The organism is Hymenobacter sp. YC55 (assembly GCF_029433095.1).
GTDB lineage: Bacteria > Bacteroidota > Bacteroidia > Cytophagales > Hymenobacteraceae > Hymenobacter.
The window spans coordinates 205,578-228,261 of sequence record NZ_JARNTX010000006.1; the positions used below are offsets into that span (position 1 = coordinate 205,578).

Here is a 22,684-nt window from a genome sequence, read left to right on the forward strand (position 1 = left end):
CCCTTAGAGAACGGAGCTTCATAGTCGGTTGCCGCTATAGATGGCGTTACCAACCAGGTTCAGTAAAGCTACGCACTGCCAGCCAGGTTTGTACAAGTCATTATCCGAATAGTGATGAATTCCCGTAATAGTTATCTATTAAGGATCAGCATAGCTAAATCACTATTTTAAGCAGCTCTTATTGCTGCTAATCTCAATCACAATACAAACTACCCTTTCTTCGCTCCCATTGGGGAGGAAGCGCATCAAGTGAGCGTTTTACTTCACGTATACCTTAACGCTTTACAGGGTTTCCGAATTGTGCAGCGCCTGATGAAATCCAATCTCACTGCAAAGTAGCGAGCCAGTTAACTTTGAGTTCGGAAGGGAGGTTATAGCTATGTCCAAATAAAATGTACTAAGTGAAGCGCATTTAGCTCCGACGATAGCACCTAACGCACTCGTTTTTAGACAAGCCCGTTAGTTGCGTATCTACTATCAGAGAAGCCGGCTATTGTACAAGCTCGATTCTGGCCGCAAATCCTCCGTCGGGCACCATGGTTAAGGTGACGACTTCGCCGGGCTGAATCGGTTGGACGATGCGCTTGAAGTCCATCGCCTGCACGTCGGCATTTACTCCATCCTTCAGCAAAGTGAGTTGGTAGCGGGCCCCTTTGGTCAGGAAATCAGTACGCAACGTTACTTCGTGGGTCTTCTCGGCGGTCATTCCCCCCACAAACCACGTTGAGCCTTTCCGTTTAGCCGTGACTATGTGTTCCCCAACGGCGGCTTCCAAGATGCGCGTTTCGTCCCAGGTTACCGGCACCGACGTGATAAACGACGTGGTTTCGGGTTCGCGCAGGTAGTTGAAGGGGTTGTCGGCGAGCATTTGCAAGCCGCTTGAGAAGACAATGTACATGGCCAGTTGGTGCGCCCGGGTGCCAATGCTCATGGTATTCACCCAGTTGGGGCGGTAGTCCTTGGGGTGACCCGAGCGCATAGCTCCGGGCGTGTAGTCCATGGGGCCTACTGCATTGCGCAAAAACGGCAAGAATAGGTTGTTTTTAGGCGTAGCCAGGCCCCCGCCAATATTCTGCTCCATCCCAATGACCCCCTCGTAAGACAACACGTTTGGGTAGGCTATTTCTAAGCCAGCCGGTTTGAAAGCGCCGTGAAAGTCAACAAGCAGGTGGTACTTGGCTGCTTTTTTGGCAACGCGGGTGTAGTAGTTGACCATCCACTGGTCACTGCGGTCCATAAAGTCGATCTTCATGCCTGCAATACCCCACTTCTCCAAAGTTTCAAACACGTTGAAGTTGTTTTCCACGGCCAGCCAAGTAAACCACAAGATAATCTTGACGTTCTTGGTTTTGCCGTAGGCAATTAGCTCCTGTAGGTTAATGGTGGGGTTGGGCTCAAAGGGATTGAGCGTGGTTTTGGCCCATCCCTCGTCCATGATGATGTAGGGAATACCGAACTTGGAGGCAAAATCGATGTAATACTTGTAGGTGTCCTGGTTGTAGCCGGACTTGAAATCCACCCCGTAGACGTAGGCATTGTGCCACCACTCCCAAGTCACTTGGCCGGGCTTAATCCATTGGGTTTCTTTGAGTTGATTGGGAGTACTCAGCTTGCTAACCATCTGATTGGCGACTAATTGCGCGTCCTGATCCGTTACGACGAAAAAGCGCCAGGGGAAAGAACGTTTCCCGGCTGTTTTGGCGATGTAAGGCGCCTCGGTCACAATCTTCATGCTCCGGTCCCCATCGGGGCCAAATGTTAACGGGGCTTTCGGAAACGTAGCGCTGACCGTTCGCTCGTCAACGGCTTTAACGAACAAGCCAGGGTAATCGTAGAGGTCGGCTTCCGAGAACAGCAGTTTGTACTTCCCGGTATCGAACAGAACCGGCAGCACACTCATTTTCTCCCGGTTCACCCGTTTCAGCATCTGGCGCTGGTACAGGATTTCGTAGGAGGTTTTGAAGCTGCCCGTTTCCAGGTAAGACGTTTCCACCGCATCGGCGAAATGCAGGTGCACGTCTTCGTTGTTCACCACCACCGAATCCGCTTTATCGGTGATGAACCGATAGGCCACCCCATCGTTATACGCCCGAAACTCCACGCTGAAATCATTTTTGAAGTCCAGCCTGAGTTGGTTATAGCTGTTTGGTACGGTGCTGTTGATGAGGGGCACCACCGGCTGCAAAGCGGTGTTTACCGTCGTAATTGATTTTTTACGTAGCTGTGGCCGCTCGCCTAGGGGTTGGTTTGCCAGATTAAGCTGCAAGTAAGAATTCTGCAGTAGCGTTGTGCCACTCATCGAAACCGAGTAACTGATTTTCCCTTGCAAATCAACCGAGACTTTGATACGCTTATCGGGCGAGAGCAGCGTGATGGGCGCACTGAGCAGGCGAACCGCAACAAGCAAAAACCAGGTAGTGAGGCAGAGTTTTCTTTGCATTAGATCAGCTTCGTAGAGTAGAGCACCACGTGGTGCGAAGGAAAAACTAATTACATGTTCTGGCGCGCCTGCCCATCAGCGTGGAGGAGCCAGATCTGGCGCTCTTGCGCCAGTAAGCCAAGCAGTCGAGCTGCTACAGCATAAGGCTACTGTTTCGACAAGGAAAATGGCTTGTCATCAGGGGCAGTGCCCCGGTTTAAAGCAGGCGTGTTGGCCATGATAAAGCTCAGCCTGCCGCCCTTACTAATATCTTGGTAGGTTAGCCAATTATGGCTGTAGGGCTTGTCATTCAGCGAGGCAGACTGAATGTATAGGTTGTCCTTGCTATTATTTTGAGCGTCAATAATAAATTTCTTTCCGTCTTCCAGCGTGATGGTTATTTTATTGAACACTGGGCTCCCAAGTACATATTGATCGGTGCCCGGACAAACACTATACATGCCTAGTGCGCTTAATACATACCAAGACGAGGTTTGGCCTTGGTCTTCGTCGCCGGGGTAGCCATCTTCGGTTGCGTTATACAACTTGCGCATCACCTCCCGTGCGTGCAGCTGCGCTTTCCAAGGCTCGCCGCCATAATTGTATAAATAAATCATGTGCTGAATAGGCTGGTTGCCATGAGCATACTGCCCCATGTTGGCCATCACCATTTCCGTCATTTCATGAATCATACCGCCGTACGTACCCACCTTAACGGTGTTGGAAACTGAAAAAACGGAATCAAGTCGATTATTGAAATTTTTGGTGCCTCCCATTAAATTAATCAGACCCTGAACATCATGAAAAACCGACCATTGCCAATGCCAAGCATTTCCTTCGGTAAATGGGCCGCCCCATTCTACCGGGTCGAAATTCGGCGTCCATTCCCCATCGATTTTTCTGCCCCGCATAAATCCTGATGCAGGATCGTAGACGTTTTTGTAATTAAACATCTGCCGAGCAAATATATTTTTATAATGCTCGTTGCCGATAGACGTAGCTAATTGATAAGCACAAAAATCATCGTACGCATATTCCAACGTTTTGGCAGTTGCCTCCCCGTATTCAGGATACGGTACATAGCCTAACTGATAATATTCCTTGAAGCCGTGCCGACCGTTGGATGGCCCCCAGGGGCCCTTGTTGGTTGCTTCGTGTAGGTAGGCTTTCAGCGCCTCTTCCGGATTGAAAGTCCGTATTCCTTTCGCCCAGGCATCGGCCAGCAAGGATATGGCATGGTTGCCAATCATACTGCCCCCTTCGCCGGGAAATGACCACGACGGCAGCCAGCCGCACTGCTGCTGGGCGGCCAACAAGGCTTGCATGTACCGCCCGTGCATGGTTGGGTACATGAGGGCGTTTAGTGGAAACTGGGCTCTAAACGTGTCCCAAAAACCCGTATCAGTGAACATGTAGCCCTCGTGTACCTTGTTGTCGTAGGGGCTGAAATAGTAGGGTTTACTGGCCTTATCGTATTCGTAGAACTGCCGGGAGAAAAGACTTGCTCGGAAAAAGCAGGAATAGAACGTGGCTTTATCTTCTTCGCTACCGCCTTCCACGGCTATTCTTCCGAGGTGTTTATTCCAAATATCAGCGGCCGCAGCTTTGGTGGCTGCTAGGCTTTTATACTTGCCCAGTTCCGCTTTCAGCGTCACGTTGGCTTGCTCCTGGCTGATGTAGGAAGAAGCTACTTTGGCCTGTACAGCTTCGCCTTCCTGAAATTCGAGATACACGCCTATCCCTTCACCGGCGCCTTCCGATTTGCCTTGTTGCACGGTGTTCTTGCGGTTTTCCCACGTGCCGTAGCTTTTAAAAGGCTTATCAAAAACGACTTCCAGATAACTCTTAAGTAGATTTCCTTTATTGTTTTTATTGTTGCTCACATAGCCAGTTATCTTTCTCTCAGCTGGCCATATTTTGAGCTCACTAATTCCCGTGTATCCATCTAATACCAAATAGCTGGCTGCCTTTTTCGGGAAAACAAAACGCAGATGCGCGCCACGTTCAGTGGGCGCAATTTCGGTTGTTATGTTATTATCTAATTTGACTTTATAATAATGGGGTTTTGCAATTTCATTTGCGTGGCTGAAGCCGGTGGCCCGCTCGTCCTCGTTTACCACAAGCTTACCCGTGACAGGCATAAAGGAAAACACGCAGTAGTCCGTCGTCCACGAACTGCATTGGTGCGCCTGTTGAAAACCCCGAATTGTTTTTTGGAAATACTGGTATTTCCAGCCGTCCCCATTTTTGCCAGTTTGCGGCGTCCAGGTGTGCATCCCAAAGGGTAAGGCCGTAGTTGGATAAGTATTGCCTCTGGTAAGCTTGAAGCTGGAATTAGTGCCTTGAAGCGTGTTGACGTATTCTACCAGCCCTTTTTCTTTTGCCGCCAAGGCCACATTCGCAAGTTGCAGGAACAGGCAAAAACACAGGATGCTCTTAGTCATACCATAAGGGATTTTGAATCGCAGTTTTATCTTCTGCAGAATGTATGTGCAAGATTCACCTTCATGCTTCGTTGCTGTTGCTGCGCTTGGTTGCGGCAATTGGCTCCGGGTTTCTCTAGGTGGCACAATCTAGCAAAAACGTTTTAGCATATCAACCCTATTTGTGCAGGTAAATCGTTTGCGTATAAGCGCCGTTGGCAGCTACGTCCCAGGCTTCCAAGCGTACCCATTTACGGTTGGCGAGGTCGGCCGGAATCCGGAAGGTCTGTTGACTAAACGACGTGGTGGAGTTCAACTCTATCCGCTGCCGGTACACTTTCTGGCCGTCGCCCGAAATGATTTCAGCGAAGGCCATCGGGAAGGTCCAGCGCAACTCGAAGGCTACGTCGGCCTTAGTGGGGTTCGGTAGGGTGGCCGTTTGGCCCGAGCCGGTGCCGTTGACGGTGAACGAGGGTATAAGTACTTCCCCGGTGGAAGAGAAAAATTTGCCGTGCTGCATAGCATCTAGCACGGGCTGCCAGCCGTCGGCGAATTTCGGTAGGGTGGGTAGCTGCAAGTAGTTTACGTTCAGGTGGGCGTACATCTCGTTTTCGGAGGTGACAGTGAACAAGTCGGCTTCCGAAATCATGGTCTTTTTCAAGCCCCAATTGTTCATGTCGTCCAGTAGGTCTAGGGCTCGTTTGCCAAGGCGCGGCTGCGACAGGTCGGCCGGAATGGGTTTCCAAGCTGCGCCCATAAACCGGTCGGATTGGAAAAACGCCTCGTCTCGGTACTTGTCCGGAAAACCAACCGACCCTTTGGTGCGGGCGTGTGCCGTCCACGCCAAGCCTTTTTCAGCCTGCAACAAGGCCAGCATGTCGTTTTTGTCGCCCACGTGGTAAACTTTGCCATACTTGGCATCGGGGCGCACAAAAGGCACTTCAGGGTCTCGGGCCATTACCCAATACACGGGCTTAGAGAAAAGCTCCAGCCAGTGCCCGCCCAGAAACTCGTTGGGCTCTTCGCCCGGCAGCAACAGAAAGCTCTCATTGGATGAGGTGCGACACAGCTCAAACAAAGCCTCTAACTCCTTCAGGCGTTGCTCGTCGGGCCCCTTTGGGTGTGCCGTGTAGTGAAACTCGCCGAGGTGCACGATGTCGAGGCCCAAGCCCCGAAACACCCGCACGAATTCCGGCACGCCGCTTTCTGCCTTGCCCGCTAGCATAGCTTTCATCACATACTCGTTGTGGAAGTGGCTGGACATGGTTTTGTAACCCGGCAGACGCACATAGGTGTCTTGGTGGGTGTACTGCTTAACGCTTTCCAGCAGCGGTGCGGCAGATTCTGAGCCTAGGAGGCAATAGAAGTTGAGCCGTTGCGCTGTGTTGGGCGGCGCGTTGAACCACGGCACGTACCGACGGTCGCCATACAGGTCTTGGCGGATGCCTAGGCCGTAGCCCGGTACCAAGCGGCGGTAGTTGTTGCCGAACCAAGTGAACTTAAGGTTGAATGCCTCGTCCAGAGGATAAAAATACTGGTGGGGAGCCGGAAAGATTGCCAAGCTGCCGCCGGTGGTTTCGCCTACCAGCGCCCGGCATTTCACGGCTAGGTTACGGCTACTATCGGCGGCACCGATGGCTGCACTCTGAAAGCTGTTATCGGTGGCGGCCCAGCTGATTTTGCTCCACACCGGCTTTTGACTGACCAGCCCAGCATCGTAGATAATGGCTGTCGAATCGACGGGGGTAGTCATTACCGCCGCTATGTTAAACAAGGGGCTGCCGTGGTAGAAGGTCACCTCCAAGCTGCCACTAAAGTTAGGCGCTTCGAGTTCACCAATCCGCACGATGGTGCGGGCCCCCTGGCTGCTCACGGCGGCGCGGCGCTTGCTCATGCTCACCCTGTGCGCCTGGAAGGGCTTGTTGGGCACTTTGTCGAAGAAGATGTTCCACCCGTTCTGGGAGCGTAAGTCGCGCTTGCCAACGGTTAGCACAAACTCCGGTTGCAGGCCTGTTCCCACTACCTGGTACTTTCCGCCTTTGCTGACTTGAATGCTAGTCAACAGCGGACCATTCTGCGCCAGGTTGAAAATCATTTTGCCTTTGTTTGACTTCCCAGTTGGCCAGTTTACTTCCAGCGCATCACCTTTCACGAGCACTGTGGCCCCTCCTTTTTTATCGAAGGCTTTGGCATCCACTGGTATCTGACAGTGGGCGGCAAAGCCGCAAACAAGCAATAAGAGAAGGAGGCTGCTCTTCATATGGAGGAATGGGGAAAGCTCGGCGAGGCTGCCGGTTCAGGTGGTGGGAGTTATGATTCGATAGTCGAGTTGTTGGAAAGCCAATTTTCGGTTATGCCAGCGTGTAGCATTCTTTTCCTTAAAGAGAGAATCGCTAATCATACACCGATGTTGTGGTGAGAGAAATAAGGATGGAAGCCAAGCTGCCTTGTTGCCTGACTTGTTCCTGCTAGTTCTCGGATAATATGGTATCAGGACTTTGTGCTCGTGTGACGTACTGACGACGGCTGTGCTATAGTAAGCTAAGTAATTGCCTTGCATGCCATGCAAGTACACGTTTAGAACTGCCTCTTAATAAGTATTATGATTGAACATAGCACTTATTTATTGGACATACATCGGGCAGGGCTTTCCTAGTGTCTGGCACCAGGTTGTATACCTGCCTCGTTTGATTAAAGTAAATGTCGATGAAAGGCGAGAAGTCACTAAGTGGTTAGGAGAGTGGTTGTGCTCCTCGCAAAAGCAGTAATTTTAGATTATGCACGTGCTCAACAGTAATCAGCAAGTACCCGTCTATACTTCCGAACGCAACCAAGAAAGCAAGAGCAAGCTGTTCACCATAGTGCGCTCAGAAGGCGCCTTGGTTTACGAAGAGGATTTGCTGATACCCCACCGCAAAGCGCATCATCTGCTGGTTTTCGTGAAGCATAACCCCGGGCGTCATTGGGTGGATATGACGGCCTATGAGCGCAAAGACAACACGCTGTACTTTACGGCCCCGCATCAAATTCTAGTAAAAGAAGCTCCGACTCCCTTTTGGGGCACCTACCTAACAGTCAATGACGAGTTCTTGGCTCTGGAGCAGAACGCCTCCTTACGGGAACTGCCGCTCATTCAAAACCCTCAGAACGGACATGAATTGCTGCTTACGGCGGCGGATGCGGCCTTTGTTGAGGAGATGCTAATCAGGCTTCATGATGAATATCAACGTCCCGGCGAGTGGCAGCACAGGATGCTGACTGCTTGCCTAACGGTGCTGCTCACGTATCTGAGCCGTTTGTACAACGAGCAGTTTACGGGCGCCGAGCCTTCGGCTGATAAGTTGTTGCTAAAGACCTATCAGGCCAAGATCGAGGAATGTTTCCGCGAACTGCATGAAGTGGGACAGTATGCAGCGCTGTTGAATATTTCACCAGGGCATTTAAGTGAGGTGGTGAAAGCCCAGAGTGGTAAACCTGCCATCAAGCACCTGCATGTGCGGCTGGTGCTCGAAGCCCGGCGTCTGCTGTTTTATACCCATCATTCGCTCAAGGAAATTGCCTTCGACCTTGGGTTTTCCGATGCGTCTTATTTCAACCGCTTCTTCAAACGCGAAACTGGCCTCACCCCAGCCGAGTACCGAACCGGCATCCGTAAAATGTACCAGTAATACCGCGGAATGGGTGCCAGCCACGCCCTTAGCGCCCGATAATTTTGTGCTGTTAATCAAGCAATCATCATTGATCATGAAGACAGCACTCATCACCGGCGCCAACAAAAGCATAGGCTTCGAAACGGCCCGGCAGTTACTCGAAAACGGCTTTCATGTGTACCTCGGCAGCCGCGATTTGCAAAAAGGCCAACAAGCCGCTGACCAGTTGAAATCGGAAGGCCTGACGGAAGTGGAGCCCCTCCAGATTGATGTAGCGGATGGCGCCTCCATCGCCGCTGCACGGGAGGCTCTGGGTCAGAAAACTCAGGTGCTGGATGTGCTCATCAACAATGCCGGCATTCTCGGGGATCCCTCGCAACCGGCGCTTACCAGCCCCGTCAGCATGATCAAAGAGGTGTTTGAGACGAACGTATTCGGGGTAATTGAAGTAACGCAGGCCTTTGTTGACCTGATGCGCCAGTCGCCGGAGCCCCGGATTGTCAACGTAACGTCGGGGTTAGGCTCGCTCACGTTGCACAACGATCCTTCTTGGAGGTATTACGCGGTGAAGGGCGCGGCCTATCAACCGTCTAAAGCGGCTCTGAACGCCTATACCATCATGCTGGCCTACGAACTGCGCGATACGCCTTTCAAGGTAAACGCGGTGGACCCCGGGTATACCGCGACCGATTTCAACCACCACAGCGGCCACGGCAGCGTGCAGGATGCCGCCGCTCGCGTTGTAAAAGCCGCCCTGTTGGGTCCGAACGGGCCAACAAGTCAGTTTTTCAGTGATGATAATGCGCCGGAAACCGGCATCAGCCCCTGGTAAACCAATCTGCCAGAGTAGCAGCATTCCATAACGCCGTAGAGCCACGACTACCGCACCTAATTAAAGTGCGGTAGTCGTGGCTCTACGGCGTTATGGCGTTTAAAAAAGGACAGGGGAGTAGCTAAAGCGGGCTAGACTATGCTCAGCGTTAGGGCATGCAGTTGTATTAGTGCTTGCCCAAAATGTAGAGCTAACCTCGCTTACTCAATCTTGCTGACTAGTGTTGAGGTTGATCTTGCATGTAGGCATTACCGAAAGCTACTACGCTGTCAAGCACCGGTAGGGCGTGCTGGCCGTTGGCTGTTAACGAATATTCCACCCGGGGCGGAATTTCAGGGTAAACCCGTTTGGCGACCAGTCCAGACGCAACTAGTTCTTTCAGCTCTTGAATGAGCATTTTCTCGCTTATATCCGGCAGCAGCCGTTTCAACTCCCCGTAGCGCTTCATACCGCTCCCTAGGTTTTGCAGCAACAGCATTTTCCATTTGCTGCCAATTAGGTTCATCGCCTTGCGCACCGGGCAGGTCCGCATATCACCGGCTGGTTGCCCTACTACAGAGCGGGTGGAATTATTTTCTTCGGAAACCATATTTTTTGCTACTGAAAATCAATGATTCTAACGCAGGGGTGGGTATCCTACTGCAGGGTAAGTACTTGCCAAAAGTACAGTACATGCGCAATTTTGGCAAGTAGCCAGATGAGATTGAGGAGCTGACGCTTCAACGCTGGTAAGCACTATGCCTGTTTTCGCAGTATTTGTCCCCGTTTGTTATGAATTTCCCCATTGAACCTACCGAATTTCAGGCGCTTACGCCCGCAGACCGCGTGGTCGTTTCTCAGATGCGCCAAAATCTTAATCAGTACAAAGGCTTATTGGGCGGCCCCGCCATGCGGGAGCAGTTTGATGCGCTCATAGCTGCTGCCCCTGCACCAGCGGAGGTAACCTACGACGCCGCCACCGTGGGTGGGGTTGCAGGCTGGTGGTGCCGCCCAGTGACCCAGCGTGCTACGGATAGCGCAGTTCTTTATCTACACGGCGGGGCCTATGTAGCCGGCTCGGCCACCGCTTACCGCCACTTTGTAGGACAGCTAGCTGCCCGCGTCGGAGCTGATATTTTCGTGCCCGACTACCGTCTAGCGCCCGAACATCCCTTCCCAGCCGCCGTTGAGGATGCCCAAGCCGCGTACCAGGGCCTGCTTACTGCTGGCCGCCAGCACATTGCTATCTGCGGCGACTCAGCGGGTGGCGGACTTGCCCTGACTACACTGGCTTTGGTTACGGCGGAAGCAGCCCGTACGCCGGGTGCCCAGCTACCACGCGCTGGCGTAGTATTCTCGCCCTGGACCGACCTAGCCCTCGCTTCGCCAAGCATGCAGACCAAAGCCGAGGCTGATTTTCTGGTGACCAAGGACTGGCTAGCCCAGCAGGCTACCTACTATCTGCAAAGCCATGCACCTCACGACCCCAATGCCTCACCAGTATACGGACGCTTGGCTGGCCTCCCGCCCCTGCAAGTGCACGTCGGCACCGACGAGGTACTGCGCGACGATTCTTTGCGCTACGTAGCGCAAGCTCGTGCTGCGGGCGTATCTGTCGAGCTTTACATGTGGGAAGAAATGCCCCATGTCTTTGCCGTCAACATAGGCATACTGCAGGCCGCTGAACAGGCGTTGCTGCGCGTCAGTGCCTTCCTGTCTAAGAACTTAATGCATGCAGCAACCACTCATGTTTTAAGCTAGTCTAGCTCAGCCTCTGCAAACAAGACGAGAAGCATACCTCTCCAATAAAGGGAGATATGCTTCTCGTCTTGTTTGCAGAGGCTATTTGCTACAGTTCGCTCTTTATTGGACCACCGGGCCAATCGAGTCGTAGATAACTACCTTATCCCAGTAGGGAGAATACTGGTTCCGGAACTCGTCGTGGATAGGATGCTGCTGATAGTCTTCCTCGTCCGCAGCACTTTCAAACAAACACAGCCAGGAGTAGGCATACGTCCGCTCAATCACGTCGCGGCTGGTGTTGGCCGGGGTTCCGATGTGCGCCATTTTAATGGAAGGAACACCTGATAGCTTTTGCAGCCCTTCCAGAAGCTTGGCTTTATCGGCCTCGCTGGCAGTGGCTTTCATATAAAATAGCACATGGTGAACGAAGAGTTCTGGTTGTGAGGGCGAGTTCATGAGTTGAGTTACAGTTGCGGCAGGAAACAATCAAGTGCCAATATGAGTGAAATAAGTCAGGATTATCTTATCTGGGCATAGGCCAGGTTAAAACATAAGTAGTTAAGGTGGACCGTATGCCGTTCCTTACTTAATAAGCCATAGGATGCTGTGAAATAAGACACGCGCAACTACTCTTTTCGCTGCTACGGTGCATAGAGAGTGATTGGGTGAGATATAAGATTTGCACAAAGGTGGATAAGCTGCCAAGCCTACTCAATCCGATTCTTGCGGACCTGAAGGCTGGTTTGCAAAGCATAATCCCTTGCAGACGCTTTTCTAGTGCTAGCTTGCGCCTATGACTCTCGACCTGGCTGGCATCACTACAAAACAAGCTCTACACGAGCTATTCAAAGTGCAGCTTGGCTTTCCCGAATGGTACGGCCCAAGTTGGGATGGCTTCTGGGATTGCCTCTTGAGTGTGGAGGAGGTACCCAATGAGATTGTATTAGTCAACTGGCAGGCATTTGCGCAAGCTTGCCCCAAGGATATGGCCATTCTGCGGCAGGTAATTCAAGACTTCGAAGCCTACCAACCCATCAAGCGTATTATCTTCTCCGAAACCCAAGCTAACTCATGAGGGCACGCATGATCGGTCAACTTGCACCTTGCGCTGGGGGCTAACTATGCCACCAAACCTGAAAAAGAGCGTCTGTACTTTAATCCACAAGGTTTAGGACGTCGTCGGAAAGACGCACCACCCTCATCATCCTATTGTTTTGTAATCTAAATCCCTGCATGTCGTCTTTTTCCATCGAGTCAGTTCGGGCCAACTTCCCCGCCTTACAAGAGCGTCCAGACCGTAAACCCTATATTTTCTTTGATGGCCCGGGGGGTACTCAGATGGCTCAACAGACCATCGACGGTATGCTCGGCTACATTAGCGGCGGCATGGCCAATCTGCACGGTACATTCGCTACCAGCCGCGCAACCGATGCGTTGTTGGATGCCGGCCGGCAAGGGGTAGCTGACTTGTTGAATTGCCAGCCGCAAGAAGTTGCGTTTGGCCAGAACATGACCTCGCTTGCCTTCGCCATTGCGCGTAGTCTGGCTACGTTTCTTCGCGCCGGCGATGAAGTCGTCGTGACTGAGCTTGACCACCGCGCCAATGTAGACCCGTGGGTAACCCTGGCCAAGGACTGCGGCGCGGAGGTGAAATTCATTCCCGTCAACCCCGAAACCTACACGCTCGAACTCGCTCAGCTCGACGAGCTAATTACCACAAACACCAAATTGGTGGCCGTTACCATGTCGTCGAACGTGGTGGGCACCGTGCCGCCAATCGAACAAATTATTGCGCGCGCCAAAGCCGTTGGGGCCTGGGTGGTATTGGATGCAGTGCATGCCACGCCGCATTACCCAATTGACTTTCAAAAGCTTGGAGCCGACGTGCTGTTTTGTTCGGCATATAAATTCTTTGGGCCACACCTCGGTATTGCGGTCGTGTCAGCGGGGCTCTTCGAACAGTTGCCAGTGTACAAACTCGCGCCTGCACCCGGCTATATCCCCGACAAGCTGGAAACCGGCACCCAAAACCACGAGGGAATTGCAGGATTACTGGGGGCTCTGGCCTTTATCGAAACTCTAGGTGAAGGCTCTACTCGCCCACAAAGACTGCGCACCGCCATGCACGCTATTGAGGTGCACGAGCAAGCGCAAGCAAACCGGCTGGAAACCTTTCTGCGTGGCTTGCCACAGGTGCACGTGTACCGCGCTCCGGCCGACACGCGCAAAACGCCGACTGTCGCCTTTATTATTGAAAACGTGAATTCACGGGAAGCCTGCGCCTGGTTTGCCGAGCACTACAATATGGCCATTGCCGACGGCCATTTTTATGCTTCCACCTTAGCCGAAAAGCTCGGTATCATGGCCCAGGGAGGTTGGATTCGGCTTGGATTAGCGCCCTACAACACGGATCAGGAAATCGAGCTGTTTCAAACCGCACTGCTGGCCTTCCTTAGAGAAGTCAGGAAAAGCGAGTAGAGAGATTGTTTCTCTTTGTTCCCCAACTTGTTAGTAAGCTATAGCTTTTATCCTCTAGTATAAAAACAAGATGGTCAACAGGGCATGCTTATATACTTCAGGGCGTTATTACCTGAATGCAAAAAGTCTTAAAAAGTACAAAAACACAACAGGAATGTACTTTTTTGGACTTTAATAAAGCTTTGATTATCCGGAAAAGTGTACCGAAGTAGGCGACTTAATTTTTGTACTCTTACATGATGTAAAAAATTAGCTTCATTATCAGACTAAGGCGTCTTGCTTAATCTGATAATGAAGCTAATTCCTTTACAATGGATTCATACAGAACATAGCAACCAGAGAAGTGCTGCTATTTAAGGAGCTAAGAAGGTGGAAACAGCACCAGTATACGTTACCGTTAGTTGGTGCATAGCACGCGTACAGGCCACGTAGAGCATACTTTTATCTATATCAGTTTTATAATTTTGGTCAGAGACAAAGGGCACAATAACTTCATCGAACTCCAAGCCTTTCGCCAGATGCGCAGTGGTTATAACCGCTCCCTCTTTAAAGGCAGTCGACTCGGCCGTAAGCAAGTAAACATCTGGTGCTTGTAATGCCTGGTACGCCTGCTCGGCTTGCCGCAAGGTTTTGCAGATAATACCCAAGGAGTGATTTTCAGAGCTTTTGAAGGCTGTAATCATTTGGGCAATGGCCTTCAGTTCCTCGTCTTTATTGCCAAAGCTCACCACAGCAGGCTGTTTTCCGTGTCTTTCCAACGCAATGATGTTAGGATTGGGCCTGATTCGTTGCGTGAAGGCTGTAATTTCAACTGTGGAGCGGTAGCTCCGATACAATTCAACCACATCGGCTTGCGGGAACACGCGTTCGATGGTTTCGGCGGAGGAAGCGCTGTACGGGTTGACTGTCTGGTTTACATCGCCTAGGATGGTTTTTCGACACTCAAACAAGCGGGACAGCACTGCATATTGCACCGGGGTGTAATCTTGCATCTCGTCCACCAGCAAGTGCTTTATATGATCGTACGCAGCGATACCTTCTAATCGTATACGGAGGTAGATCAAGGCGAATACATCCGCATACTCCAAGTTCATAGTGTGGTCGATCTTGAACAGCGCGGGTTTGTTGATCCAGCGATAAAAATCCCGGTACAGGTCCAGCACATTGTTGAACTTGAACATACGCGGAATAGCTTCCCCAATTGTTGCTTTCTCCTGACCGGTAAGCTTCCGGTGAACGGTGTCACGCACGTAGGCCCGAACAGCTTCTGCCACTAGCGCAAATCGTTTGAGGAGCGGAACCCGGTGGAAGGACTTGAACTTCTCTTGAATAAACGGCCCAGGGACAACCGTTCTACCGACTCGTAACTCCTTTACGCTGAAATAATTATTCTCGATATGAAGGAGATACTGATTCAGCTTGGCGAGAAAATCAAACGATGATTTGAATTGAATGCGTTCGATAAAAGCCGGATCGTGGTTTTCCAGCAATGCGGAGACCTGGTCGAAAAAGGTCTGGAACTGGTACTTATTTTCCAGCAGGTCAGCCGCTAGTTCTTCCATGCCCATCTCGGGAATGTATTCTTCTCCTAACTCAGGCAACACATTCGAGATATAATCGGCAAAGACTTTATTAGGCGAAATAATAAGAATGTCTTTGGCTGCAATGGTCTCCCGGTAGCGGTACAACAGAAAAGCAATCCGGTGCAAGGCAATAGAAGTTTTGCCCGAACCGGCTACTCCCTGAATGACCATCACCCGAGCTGTCTCGTTGCGAATCACCGCATTCTGGTCGCGCTGAATGGTCGCGACAATATTCTTCATTTTGTCGTCGGAGACCTTGGCTAGCTCGCGCTGCAAAACCTCGTCGTGGATGTTCACATCGTTTTCAATCATGAACTCCATGCGGCCGTCGCGGATTTTGTACTGCCGTTTCAGCTCGATACGGCCCTGAATTGTTCCGGAGGGCGTGGTATAAGAAGCTTCTCCTAGCTCAAAGTCATAGAACATAGAAGAAATGGGTGCCCGCCAATCGTAGATCAAGTTTTGACGCTGCCGCTCGTCCACGAAGGAATGCACGCCGATATATACCGGTGAGGTTACCTGATTGGGGGTAACAAAATCAATACGCCCAAAGTAGGGAGACTGCCCAAGCCGGATGAGTTTGCGCTTCCGGGACACGGCCGCTTCGCCCGTAAACGCCATACGGTTGATAGATTGGCCGGCGGCAACCATATCGGCGTCGTCCATGCCGGACTGGTGCTCATGGATGTATTGCTTTTTCTGCCGAAGCTCGTCGGAAAACTGCTTAACAGCGTCATCTACCCGTCTGACAGCCAACGCCAGTTTTTCCTTAATCTCTTCCAGGTATTCTCTTTCTTCTTGTTCAGTTGCGTTCTTCACTGGCGGCGCTTTTAAAAAAGACTTTAAAGGTGACACCAAAATCTGGCTAGTAGCAATGGTTGGTTTATTTTATTGCTGTTAATGATTCATGATGACTCGACAACAAATTATTTTCTTGCCAACATGTAAGGACTGATAAGGTTTACTTATCGTTCCTTAACTTGGTAGGCTTCAAAGCGCCTACTTTTAGGCGCGCTACTCCTTATTATATATGGCTACCGAAAGTCAACTGCCTGCCGCTCCGTCTGTACCTACCACTCAAGTGCCAGCGCACCTGGTGGAATCTACTTCGCGCTACGTCGAGTCGGGCTTGCGCGGCGCGGCCAACACCGTGCGCGCCTACGCGGGTGACTGGAAACGATTCACTGCTTGGTGTCAGCTGCATCAACTCGAGGCGTTGCCGGCATCGGTTGAAGCACTAGCAGGCTTCTTGACGGAGCTAGCCGACACCGGGAAAAAGTTTGCGACCATCGAACGGCATGCGGCGGCCATCAAGAAGGCGCACGAGCTAGCAGGCCTAGACTCGCCTACTACCAACCAGAAAACTAAGGTGCTGCTCAAGGGCATTGCCCGCGAAATAAAGACGCGGCAAAAACAGGCACCCGCATTTACCATCGACAACTTCAAGCGGACCATCAAAAGCATTGACGTAAGCGTGCCTGCTGGCCTGCGCAACCGGGCTTTGCTACTGCTGGGCTTCACCGGAGCTTTTCGGCGCTCAGAGTTGGAGGCACTCAACATCGAAGATTTGGCGTTTGATGAAGACGGATTGGTGGTTACACTTCAGCAAAGCAAAACCAACCAACTAGGGCAAGCAGAAGAAAAAGCCATCTTCTACTCTCCCGACTCAGCATTGTGCCCGATTCGGTCGTTGCAGGCTTGGCTGCGAGTTCTGGGCCGTACGGAGGGCCCAGTGTTCGTGTCGCTGCGGAAGAACAACCAGCTCACTACCCGGCGCATGACCACCAAGTACACCAATCTAATTGTGCAACAGTATTTAGGTAGTCACTATACAGCACACTCACTGCGGGCGTCCTTCGTGACAGTCTCCAAGCTCAATGGCGCCGACGACAGCAAAGTGATGAACCAGACCAAGCACAAGACCTCGGCCATGATCCGCCGCTATACCCGTCTGGATAATGTGCGTCAGCACAATTCGGCCAAAGAATTAGGGTTATAATAGCAACGCTATCCTCGTTTGCTGCTATCAATTCAAGGTTTAACCTGAGCTATTAGCTGCATCAGTGCCGTCAACACAGAATCGTGGCGGTGCGCACATCAAACGGTGGGATGCACCGTCATCTGCGGCTGGACACTGACGCAGACACATTCATTCCCGTCTGGGTAGCTGTCAAGTAGCGCTTCACCATTGCGATGACGACGATAAAGTCCGAGGCGTCAGGTAGAGTACCATAATAGGTCCAGTTCCTAGGCCACCAGAAAGGAACCTGCTTAAAAACTAACCTTGTGAAAAAGCAAGCTGTGAGTTCTGGCTCAGACAAGAAGATGAAATACAAGAACACTATAGCTAGCATATCGGGGTCGTCAGTTACTGGCAGGCAGTAGCCGACGACCCCGATATGCTAGCCATAGTGTTCTTTGTAGAGCTTACGGATCATGCTTATCTGTCCTCGATGATAGATTTCGTCTTCTATCATATGAAATAAGACCCAGGCCAGATTGCACCCTGAATCTGCATCGTATCCTTCTATTCGCTTAGTGAAGTCTTCGAATGTTAGATTCTTCAACGACTGTACTAGCAACTGCCTTGAGGCCGCCAGGGAAGCTTGGTACGTGCTAATTGGGTGGCCGGCAATTAGCTGAGGGATATACTTGCCCATGTCTAAGGCGGGCTCCCACTGCTGGTTTTCCGCTTCGGTCAGCTTTCTGCCTTCTACAAATTCAATGCGGAAATAATGCTCCAGCGCCGTGATGTGCGACAACAGGGCCCCAATCGTATTCCAGCCCGCTTTGTATTGCCAATCCAATTCCTCAACCTGTAGGTTTTGCACGGTTAGCCAGGTGGTAACTCGTACATCCTCCAGCATACCAAGAAGATAGTCCAAGGAGTGGTCAGCGGAATTGCCGAAGGAGATGTGAAAAGCTCTTTTTGCCATGGATGACAGCTATTGTATGACTTTGGCAACTCTTACTTCTGCAGGAAATTACTAGCAAGAAACTGCCTCAACAACGCTTACCGAACACTAAATGAGCGTTGAAACCGCCGCTTCGCGGTAAAATGTTGAGCCAGTATTGTACCCGATGTATCAATGGGTTGTTCACGCAACACGTGTTGCAGGGCGCTGGTGAGCTCCCGCGATGCGCGCCGTCCTTTACGCAAATCGAGGTACACATCGTTGAGGCGCTCTTCGTAGACCAGCTGGTCTTGGTTGTTGTAGAAGCGCACGATAGTATAGTCGCGGGTTTTACTGTTCGTTTCTATGTTCCAATAGCCTGGAAGGCTAGAGTTGGTGGTGTGTTCTTGAGCCCAGCTTGAAGTGGACATAAACGTAACGAGCAACACTAGGAAAAGGAAAAATGTAGGTCGCATAGCTTGGAAAGGGTAAGGGATAAAATGAAATCGAGTAAGTCCTACAAAGGGGGCACGACAAGCCAGCTGCCACCAGCGCCTTCCCACCGAAAGCGTGCGAGGCGCCCGATAGGAAGGCCTGGCACCAGTCCTCAGCAAGCCAACAACTCGCTAAAGCAGAAATGATTATCTATTGAAAGCAGAGCTAGCGAAGAAGCGGCTACCTTATTTGTCTCGCACCAAGCGCACAGGCAAGTGGGGCGGGTTGAAGCCCACCGGATAAGCCCGGATGGAAGCGTAGGTGTCACTAGGCATTTGAATGATCTGGAAGGCCAACGGGTTGTCGCTGGCGTCTTTTTCCGAGGTCCAGAGCAGGCAGTTCGTGCCCTCGCCGTTGGGGCTGCCGTTGGTGACGCGCAGGTTGGCGGGTACGGCCGTGAAGCCCGAACTATTGGTGGCGTAGCCGTCTTGCTTGAGCCAGCCCGTAGTAGCCATCAGCCGGCCCAGGCGCCGCTTGGATTCCAGGTCTTCCCCGTTGGTAGTGCCCCACTGATCTAGCGCCAGTCCTTGCGAAGCCAGCAGTTGCACGTAGTCTTGCCGGGTTGGGATGCGCCAGCCGGCGGGCACGGGAATCGCCTGCAAATCCACAAACTTCAGGAAGGCACCGTAGTGGGGCTTGCCGTCGTCCTTGATGCCGCCGTTGCCGGCGTAGTTGACGCTCATCCACTCTTGGCTGCCGATGCTCACCGTTGGGTAATACAGGTTGCCCACCTGCACGTAGGTACCCGTGGTAGGTGGTTTGGTGTACAACCCGCCGGGGTTGGTAGGCACGGTGCCGCCGTCCACTTTGCGGTATTTCACCGAGACGAGGTTGGCGCCATCCACGCGTTTGGCAGTAAGGTAATTGGTGGCAGAAGTGAAGGTAGTGGCTTCCGGTCCGCGCAAGACGCTTGCGTACGCCAGCATATCTTTCTGCACAATAGGCGCTTCCTTGTAGCCCGAATACTTGTTGCTAAATACACGCACAATGCCCGATTGCGCGTGAAAAGTAAGCGTGGCGGGGCTGGCAGGCTGGTACTCCAACGTGCCCGTGACTTTGTAGAGCCGCTGCTGCACTTCGTCGCTGCCGTTGAATACTTCGGAAGTGTACTCCACGGCGTTTTTGCCGTCTTTGGTGAACACCATGGTGCGGTATTCCTTGAAGCCTTGCTCGCCCTGGAAAGTGCCGTTGGTCCAGTTGATGGTGAGCGGGCCGGTATTCATGTCAGCAAACCAAGTGCCTACCAGCTCGTCGGGAATGGACGTGGCGGGCGTGTTAATGACTTCATCGTCGTTGCCGCCGGTCGTAGTGGGTTCGGGGTCTTTCTTGTGGCAGCTGCCGAGGGTGCCGCCCAGCGTTAAGAGAAGCAAGGCGGTGGAAAGGAAGGTACGCGTGCGTTTCATGGCAATAAGGGACAGGCGCGCCGCTAGGCGCCGCCGGTGTTGGTATTGGTAAGAAGTTAGTTTTCAACTACAGAGAATTCGCCGCTGAACGACTTGCCGATTTTCGAGCACATGTCCTCGTCGTTCTGGTCGAGCAGGGCACCACTGAAAGTGCCCTTGGCAACCTTGCCGGCCACATACTGGGTCACGTTCACGGCCCCGTCGGTGGAGTAGTAGCCCGATTCGGTGGGGCAAACCACGGCTTTGTAATTGGTGAATTGGGTGCCTTGGGTCTGGTAATCCACTTGGCTGACCTGCGCGTAGGAGTTTATGTCCTTGCGGTAAGGATAGGTACCGGCCTTGGTACCGTACACGAAGAGAGTCAGGTGGTTGTCGCCCGACGCGCCCGTGCAGATCTGCCAGCCTTTGATGGAACCCATTTGGGCTTCGCTGAGGCGGACATCGGGGTACAACGTGGTTTTGCCATCGAACGTGACTTTCAGGTAGTTCTGGCTGGAAGCAGGGCTAGCATGTTTGGATTCCGCTTTGGCTTCGGAATGGAACTGGCAAGCCGGCAGCGTACTCACCAGCAGGCTGGTGGCAGCAATCAGAGTCAGCAGGCGCATGACGAGTAAGGGTTTGGTGGAGAAAAGAAGGCAGCCAAAACAGCCAGCGCAGCCTAGCTCTGAAACGTCCATACCTCTCCTGCTCCCCTTGTATAAGGGAGTGCAGTTGCCCGAAGCGGGCAGCAATCAGAAGAATAGGGGCCGCTCACGGAGCGGGGTTTTAGCGCAGTACGCACCAGTTGGCTACCACCCTTGGGTGATGCAGCGCGGGGGCGCACCAACTGGCTTCGCTGTTTGACTGATACAAAACTAGCGGGTGCGGTGCCCGCCGGCTTTTGTCAGACGGACTTCTACTTTTCTCTGCCGGATTCTTACCGGAGCGCTTTCACTGAAAGTTTACTAGGTCGGTGTAGTGCAGCTGCGGGGTGCGGCGCATCTGGGAAGGCGTGTGCCCGAACTTGCGGCGGAAGGCCGTGGCGAAATGCGCCGCATTGGTAAAGCCCACCACTTCGGCCACTTCCTGCACGGGCTGGTCGGTGAGGGTGAGGAGCTGATGGGCCACGGTAAGGCGGCGCTCGGCGATATAGCCGAACACGGTGGTGCCGAACAGCTCGCGGAACCCCTTTTTCAGCTTGAAATCGTTGGTGCCAAACTGCCGAGCCAGCGCCAGCAAGCTCGGCGGCTCGGCGTAGTGGGTGTCAAGAAAGTCGCGGACGGCGTACATGATGTCCCGGTCACGGGACGTAGCGCGGGTGCGCAGTTGCACAAGCTGCGTCTGCTGCTCGATAAACAAATCTAAAAAGCGTGCTTCCAGAAACACTTTTTTAAGCGCTCCGCCATAGGGGCAGGCGGCAATCTGCTGCACCAGGGCCCGCTGCGTGGGCGACATGGCTGCGCCGGGCGGCATCATCACAAAGGGCTGGTGCTGAGCCAAACGCGTTTGATGCAACGAAAGCCATTCTTCGTTGCCATTCACGAGCTGGGCAAAAAAGGCAGGCTCTACGTGCGCCGTGCAGCAGTCGTAATGCTGGCCCTGGAAAGTGTAGTAGTTGGTTTCCATCTCGTCGCCCACCATGTTCTGGTGACCCTGCCCCATGTGCAGGGGGCGCGAGGCGCAAGATTTGGAACTAAGTTCTCCATCAAGCTGATAGAGCATGGCCGTCCAGGGGCGCTCCACGGCCAGCTCCAGCTGCAAGGCCTGCGTAAGGTGGCCCTTCAGAACGGTTAGCTGAAATCCTTCCAGGAAATAGTCGTTGAAGAGTAATTGGCCTTTCGCACTCTGCCATGCCGACTCGGCATGCAATAAGCCTCCCTGCTGGTGTACAGTGGTCTGGCAGTTGTCGGTGAACTCGGCGGTGCGAAATTGAAAGAACGGCTCCATAAGATTCTATAGTATTCTATAATACGCTTCAACACATTAGCCGTCAGAATATAAAGCTGTCTGACCTCGGCGGCGCTACTCCCAAAACGTGCCGTGCAAAGGTGAGAGTATAGGCTGCGCACAGCAATAGCATAAAGATGCTAGGAGTAATTGAGTGCAATATTATCTTGGATCAGCAAAATTAGCAACTGATAATATACAACTCACACCAACTTCTCCCGCATAGCCTTCAAAATAGCTTCCGTTTTAGAATTCACTTGCAGCTTGTCATAGATGCTGCGAATGTGTGAGCGCACCGTATCGATGCTGATGCCTAAGTCGGCGCCGATCAGTTTGTAACTGTAGCCAGCTACCAGGCCCTTGACTATATCTAGCTCTCTGGTTGATAAGCGGTAGTCTTCGGTGGGGAGCTGCTGGGTTGCGGGCACGGGGGCGCTTTGAAAGTGCAGCAGCACCTTGCGGGCGATGCTGGCTGTCATAGGAGAACCGCCACGGTGCAAATCGAAGATAGCTGCGAGCAGCTCGCTGGGCGAGGTATGCTTGAGCAGGTAGCCGCTGGCGCCGTTGCGAATAGCTTGAAACAGCTTGTCTTCGTCGTCAAACACGGTTAGCATCAGCACCTGAATAGCCGGCGACACGGCCTTAACCAACGGTACCGCCTCGATGCCGCTAATGCCAGGCAAGTCGATATCCATCAGCACGACGTCAGGGCGCAGCGTGCGTATTTCCTCGGGCAGGTTGTGGCAGTTGCCGAACGCGCCGAGCAGCTTCAGCCCCGGGGTAGCTTCCACCAGGAAAGCTAGCCCTTCGCGCAATTCGCGGTTGTCTTCGTAGTAAACCAGGTTGATGTCGGGCATAA

General features: G+C 52.4%; 18 protein-coding genes. 6 read left to right on the plus strand and 12 right to left on the minus strand.

Annotation, left to right across the window (positions count from 1 at the left end; genetic code table 11):
• Positions 1 to 490 precede the first annotated feature (490 nt).
• From P1X16_RS26655 to P1X16_RS26665, 3 genes are all read right to left on the minus strand, one after another.
• Positions 491 to 2,440, minus strand: coding sequence for a glycoside hydrolase family 97 protein (locus tag P1X16_RS26655; RefSeq protein ID WP_277235498.1), 1,950 nt, complete (start codon positions 2,438 to 2,440; stop codon positions 491 to 493).
• Positions 2,441 to 2,586: 146 nt separating this feature from the next.
• On the minus strand, positions 2,587 to 4,962 hold the full coding sequence (locus P1X16_RS26660) for a GH92 family glycosyl hydrolase (protein ID WP_277235501.1): 2,376 nt from the start codon (positions 4,960 to 4,962) through the stop codon (positions 2,587 to 2,589).
• Between the two features lie 58 nt (positions 4,963 to 5,020).
• Positions 5,021 to 7,102, minus strand: coding sequence for a hypothetical protein (locus P1X16_RS26665; RefSeq protein WP_277235503.1), 2,082 nt, complete (start codon positions 7,100 to 7,102; stop codon positions 5,021 to 5,023).
• Between the two features lie 517 nt (positions 7,103 to 7,619).
• Between P1X16_RS26665 and P1X16_RS26670 the strand changes: the two genes are divergently transcribed.
• The gene (locus P1X16_RS26670) at positions 7,620 to 8,510 is read left to right on the plus strand and encodes a helix-turn-helix transcriptional regulator (RefSeq protein WP_277235505.1); all 891 of its coding nucleotides are present in this window, start codon (positions 7,620 to 7,622) and stop codon (positions 8,508 to 8,510) included.
• A 76-nt stretch (positions 8,511 to 8,586) separates the two neighbouring features.
• Positions 8,587 to 9,324: an SDR family oxidoreductase gene (locus P1X16_RS26675; protein ID WP_277235506.1), complete on the plus strand. Its 738-nt coding sequence runs from the start codon at positions 8,587 to 8,589 to the stop codon at positions 9,322 to 9,324.
• A gap of 217 nt (positions 9,325 to 9,541) precedes the next feature.
• Here the strand turns inward: P1X16_RS26675 and P1X16_RS26680 are convergent, their stop codons facing one another.
• Complete coding sequence (locus P1X16_RS26680; protein WP_277235507.1) at positions 9,542 to 9,913, minus strand: helix-turn-helix domain-containing protein; 372 nt, start codon at positions 9,911 to 9,913, stop codon at positions 9,542 to 9,544.
• Positions 9,914 to 10,095: 182 nt separating this feature from the next.
• Between P1X16_RS26680 and P1X16_RS26685 the strand changes: the two genes are divergently transcribed.
• Entirely contained in the window at positions 10,096 to 11,064 is a 969-nt protein-coding gene (locus tag P1X16_RS26685; RefSeq protein WP_277235509.1) for an alpha/beta hydrolase, read from the plus strand.
• 102 nt (positions 11,065 to 11,166) lie between these two features.
• On the opposite strand, the gene P1X16_RS26690 is transcribed toward P1X16_RS26685, so the two are convergent.
• Positions 11,167 to 11,502, minus strand: coding sequence for a Dabb family protein (locus P1X16_RS26690; protein WP_277235510.1), 336 nt, complete (start codon positions 11,500 to 11,502; stop codon positions 11,167 to 11,169).
• Positions 11,503 to 11,839: 337 nt separating this feature from the next.
• Between P1X16_RS26690 and P1X16_RS26695 the strand changes: the two genes are divergently transcribed.
• On the plus strand, positions 11,840 to 12,121 hold the full coding sequence (locus P1X16_RS26695; protein ID WP_277235512.1) for a barstar family protein: 282 nt from the start codon (positions 11,840 to 11,842) through the stop codon (positions 12,119 to 12,121).
• A gap of 158 nt (positions 12,122 to 12,279) precedes the next feature.
• Positions 12,280 to 13,524, plus strand: a complete 1,245-nt coding sequence (locus P1X16_RS26700) for a cysteine desulfurase-like protein (protein ID WP_277235514.1) — start codon at positions 12,280 to 12,282, stop codon at positions 13,522 to 13,524.
• 353 nt (positions 13,525 to 13,877) lie between these two features.
• Here the strand turns inward: P1X16_RS26700 and P1X16_RS26705 are convergent, their stop codons facing one another.
• Positions 13,878 to 15,926, minus strand: coding sequence for a UvrD-helicase domain-containing protein (locus P1X16_RS26705; protein ID WP_277235516.1), 2,049 nt, complete (start codon positions 15,924 to 15,926; stop codon positions 13,878 to 13,880).
• Between the two features lie 211 nt (positions 15,927 to 16,137).
• Between P1X16_RS26705 and P1X16_RS26710 the strand changes: the two genes are divergently transcribed.
• Positions 16,138 to 17,106: a tyrosine-type recombinase/integrase gene (locus P1X16_RS26710; protein ID WP_277235518.1), complete on the plus strand. Its 969-nt coding sequence runs from the start codon at positions 16,138 to 16,140 to the stop codon at positions 17,104 to 17,106.
• A 403-nt stretch (positions 17,107 to 17,509) separates the two neighbouring features.
• Here the strand turns inward: P1X16_RS26710 and P1X16_RS26715 are convergent, their stop codons facing one another.
• The 6 genes from P1X16_RS26715 to P1X16_RS26740 form a co-directional block, all read right to left on the minus strand.
• Positions 17,510 to 18,043 carry a DinB family protein gene (locus P1X16_RS26715; RefSeq protein WP_277235520.1) on the minus strand — a complete coding sequence of 178 codons (534 nt, stop codon included), beginning with the start codon at positions 18,041 to 18,043 and terminating at the stop codon, positions 17,510 to 17,512.
• Positions 18,044 to 18,120: 77 nt separating this feature from the next.
• Positions 18,121 to 18,432, minus strand: a complete 312-nt coding sequence (locus tag P1X16_RS26720) for a hypothetical protein (RefSeq protein ID WP_277235522.1) — start codon at positions 18,430 to 18,432, stop codon at positions 18,121 to 18,123.
• Positions 18,433 to 18,681: 249 nt separating this feature from the next.
• The gene (locus tag P1X16_RS26725) at positions 18,682 to 19,899 is read right to left on the minus strand and encodes an FISUMP domain-containing protein (RefSeq protein WP_277235524.1); all 1,218 of its coding nucleotides are present in this window, start codon (positions 19,897 to 19,899) and stop codon (positions 18,682 to 18,684) included.
• 56 nt (positions 19,900 to 19,955) lie between these two features.
• Positions 19,956 to 20,504 (minus strand): hypothetical protein, encoded by a 549-nt coding sequence (locus P1X16_RS26730; RefSeq protein WP_277235526.1) that lies wholly within the window; start codon positions 20,502 to 20,504, stop codon positions 19,956 to 19,958.
• 325 nt (positions 20,505 to 20,829) lie between these two features.
• The gene (locus tag P1X16_RS26735) at positions 20,830 to 21,825 is read right to left on the minus strand and encodes an AraC family transcriptional regulator (protein WP_277235527.1); all 996 of its coding nucleotides are present in this window, start codon (positions 21,823 to 21,825) and stop codon (positions 20,830 to 20,832) included.
• Positions 21,826 to 22,028: 203 nt separating this feature from the next.
• The gene (locus P1X16_RS26740) at positions 22,029 to 22,682 is read right to left on the minus strand and encodes a response regulator transcription factor (protein ID WP_277235528.1); all 654 of its coding nucleotides are present in this window, start codon (positions 22,680 to 22,682) and stop codon (positions 22,029 to 22,031) included.
• Positions 22,683 to 22,684: the final 2 nt, after the last annotated feature.

Excerpts from the sequence above, each read along its gene's own strand:
- P1X16_RS26710 (WP_277235518.1), top strand. The coding sequence starts at position 16,138 with ATGGCTACCGAAAGTCAACTGCCTGCCGCTCCGTCTGTACCTACCACT.
- P1X16_RS26690 (WP_277235510.1), bottom strand. The coding sequence starts at position 11,502 with ATGAACTCGCCCTCACAACCAGAACTCTTCGTTCACCATGTGCTATTT.
- P1X16_RS26715 (WP_277235520.1), bottom strand. The coding sequence starts at position 18,043 with ATGGCAAAAAGAGCTTTTCACATCTCCTTCGGCAATTCCGCTGACCAC.
- P1X16_RS26655 (WP_277235498.1), bottom strand. The coding sequence starts at position 2,440 with ATGCAAAGAAAACTCTGCCTCACTACCTGGTTTTTGCTTGTTGCGGTT.
- P1X16_RS26665 (WP_277235503.1), bottom strand. The coding sequence starts at position 7,102 with ATGAAGAGCAGCCTCCTTCTCTTATTGCTTGTTTGCGGCTTTGCCGCC.
- P1X16_RS26675 (WP_277235506.1), top strand. The coding sequence starts at position 8,587 with ATGAAGACAGCACTCATCACCGGCGCCAACAAAAGCATAGGCTTCGAA.
- P1X16_RS26670 (WP_277235505.1), top strand. The coding sequence starts at position 7,620 with ATGCACGTGCTCAACAGTAATCAGCAAGTACCCGTCTATACTTCCGAA.
- P1X16_RS26695 (WP_277235512.1), top strand. The coding sequence starts at position 11,840 with ATGACTCTCGACCTGGCTGGCATCACTACAAAACAAGCTCTACACGAG.
- P1X16_RS26700 (WP_277235514.1), top strand. The coding sequence starts at position 12,280 with ATGTCGTCTTTTTCCATCGAGTCAGTTCGGGCCAACTTCCCCGCCTTA.
- P1X16_RS26680 (WP_277235507.1), bottom strand. The coding sequence starts at position 9,913 with ATGGTTTCCGAAGAAAATAATTCCACCCGCTCTGTAGTAGGGCAACCA.
- P1X16_RS26685 (WP_277235509.1), top strand. The coding sequence starts at position 10,096 with ATGAATTTCCCCATTGAACCTACCGAATTTCAGGCGCTTACGCCCGCA.
- P1X16_RS26735 (WP_277235527.1), bottom strand. The coding sequence starts at position 21,825 with ATGGAGCCGTTCTTTCAATTTCGCACCGCCGAGTTCACCGACAACTGC.
- P1X16_RS26720 (WP_277235522.1), bottom strand. The coding sequence starts at position 18,432 with ATGTCCACTTCAAGCTGGGCTCAAGAACACACCACCAACTCTAGCCTT.
- P1X16_RS26730 (WP_277235526.1), bottom strand. The coding sequence starts at position 20,504 with ATGCGCCTGCTGACTCTGATTGCTGCCACCAGCCTGCTGGTGAGTACG.
- P1X16_RS26725 (WP_277235524.1), bottom strand. The coding sequence starts at position 19,899 with ATGAAACGCACGCGTACCTTCCTTTCCACCGCCTTGCTTCTCTTAACG.
- P1X16_RS26740 (WP_277235528.1), bottom strand. The coding sequence starts at position 22,682 with ATGCCCGACATCAACCTGGTTTACTACGAAGACAACCGCGAATTGCGC.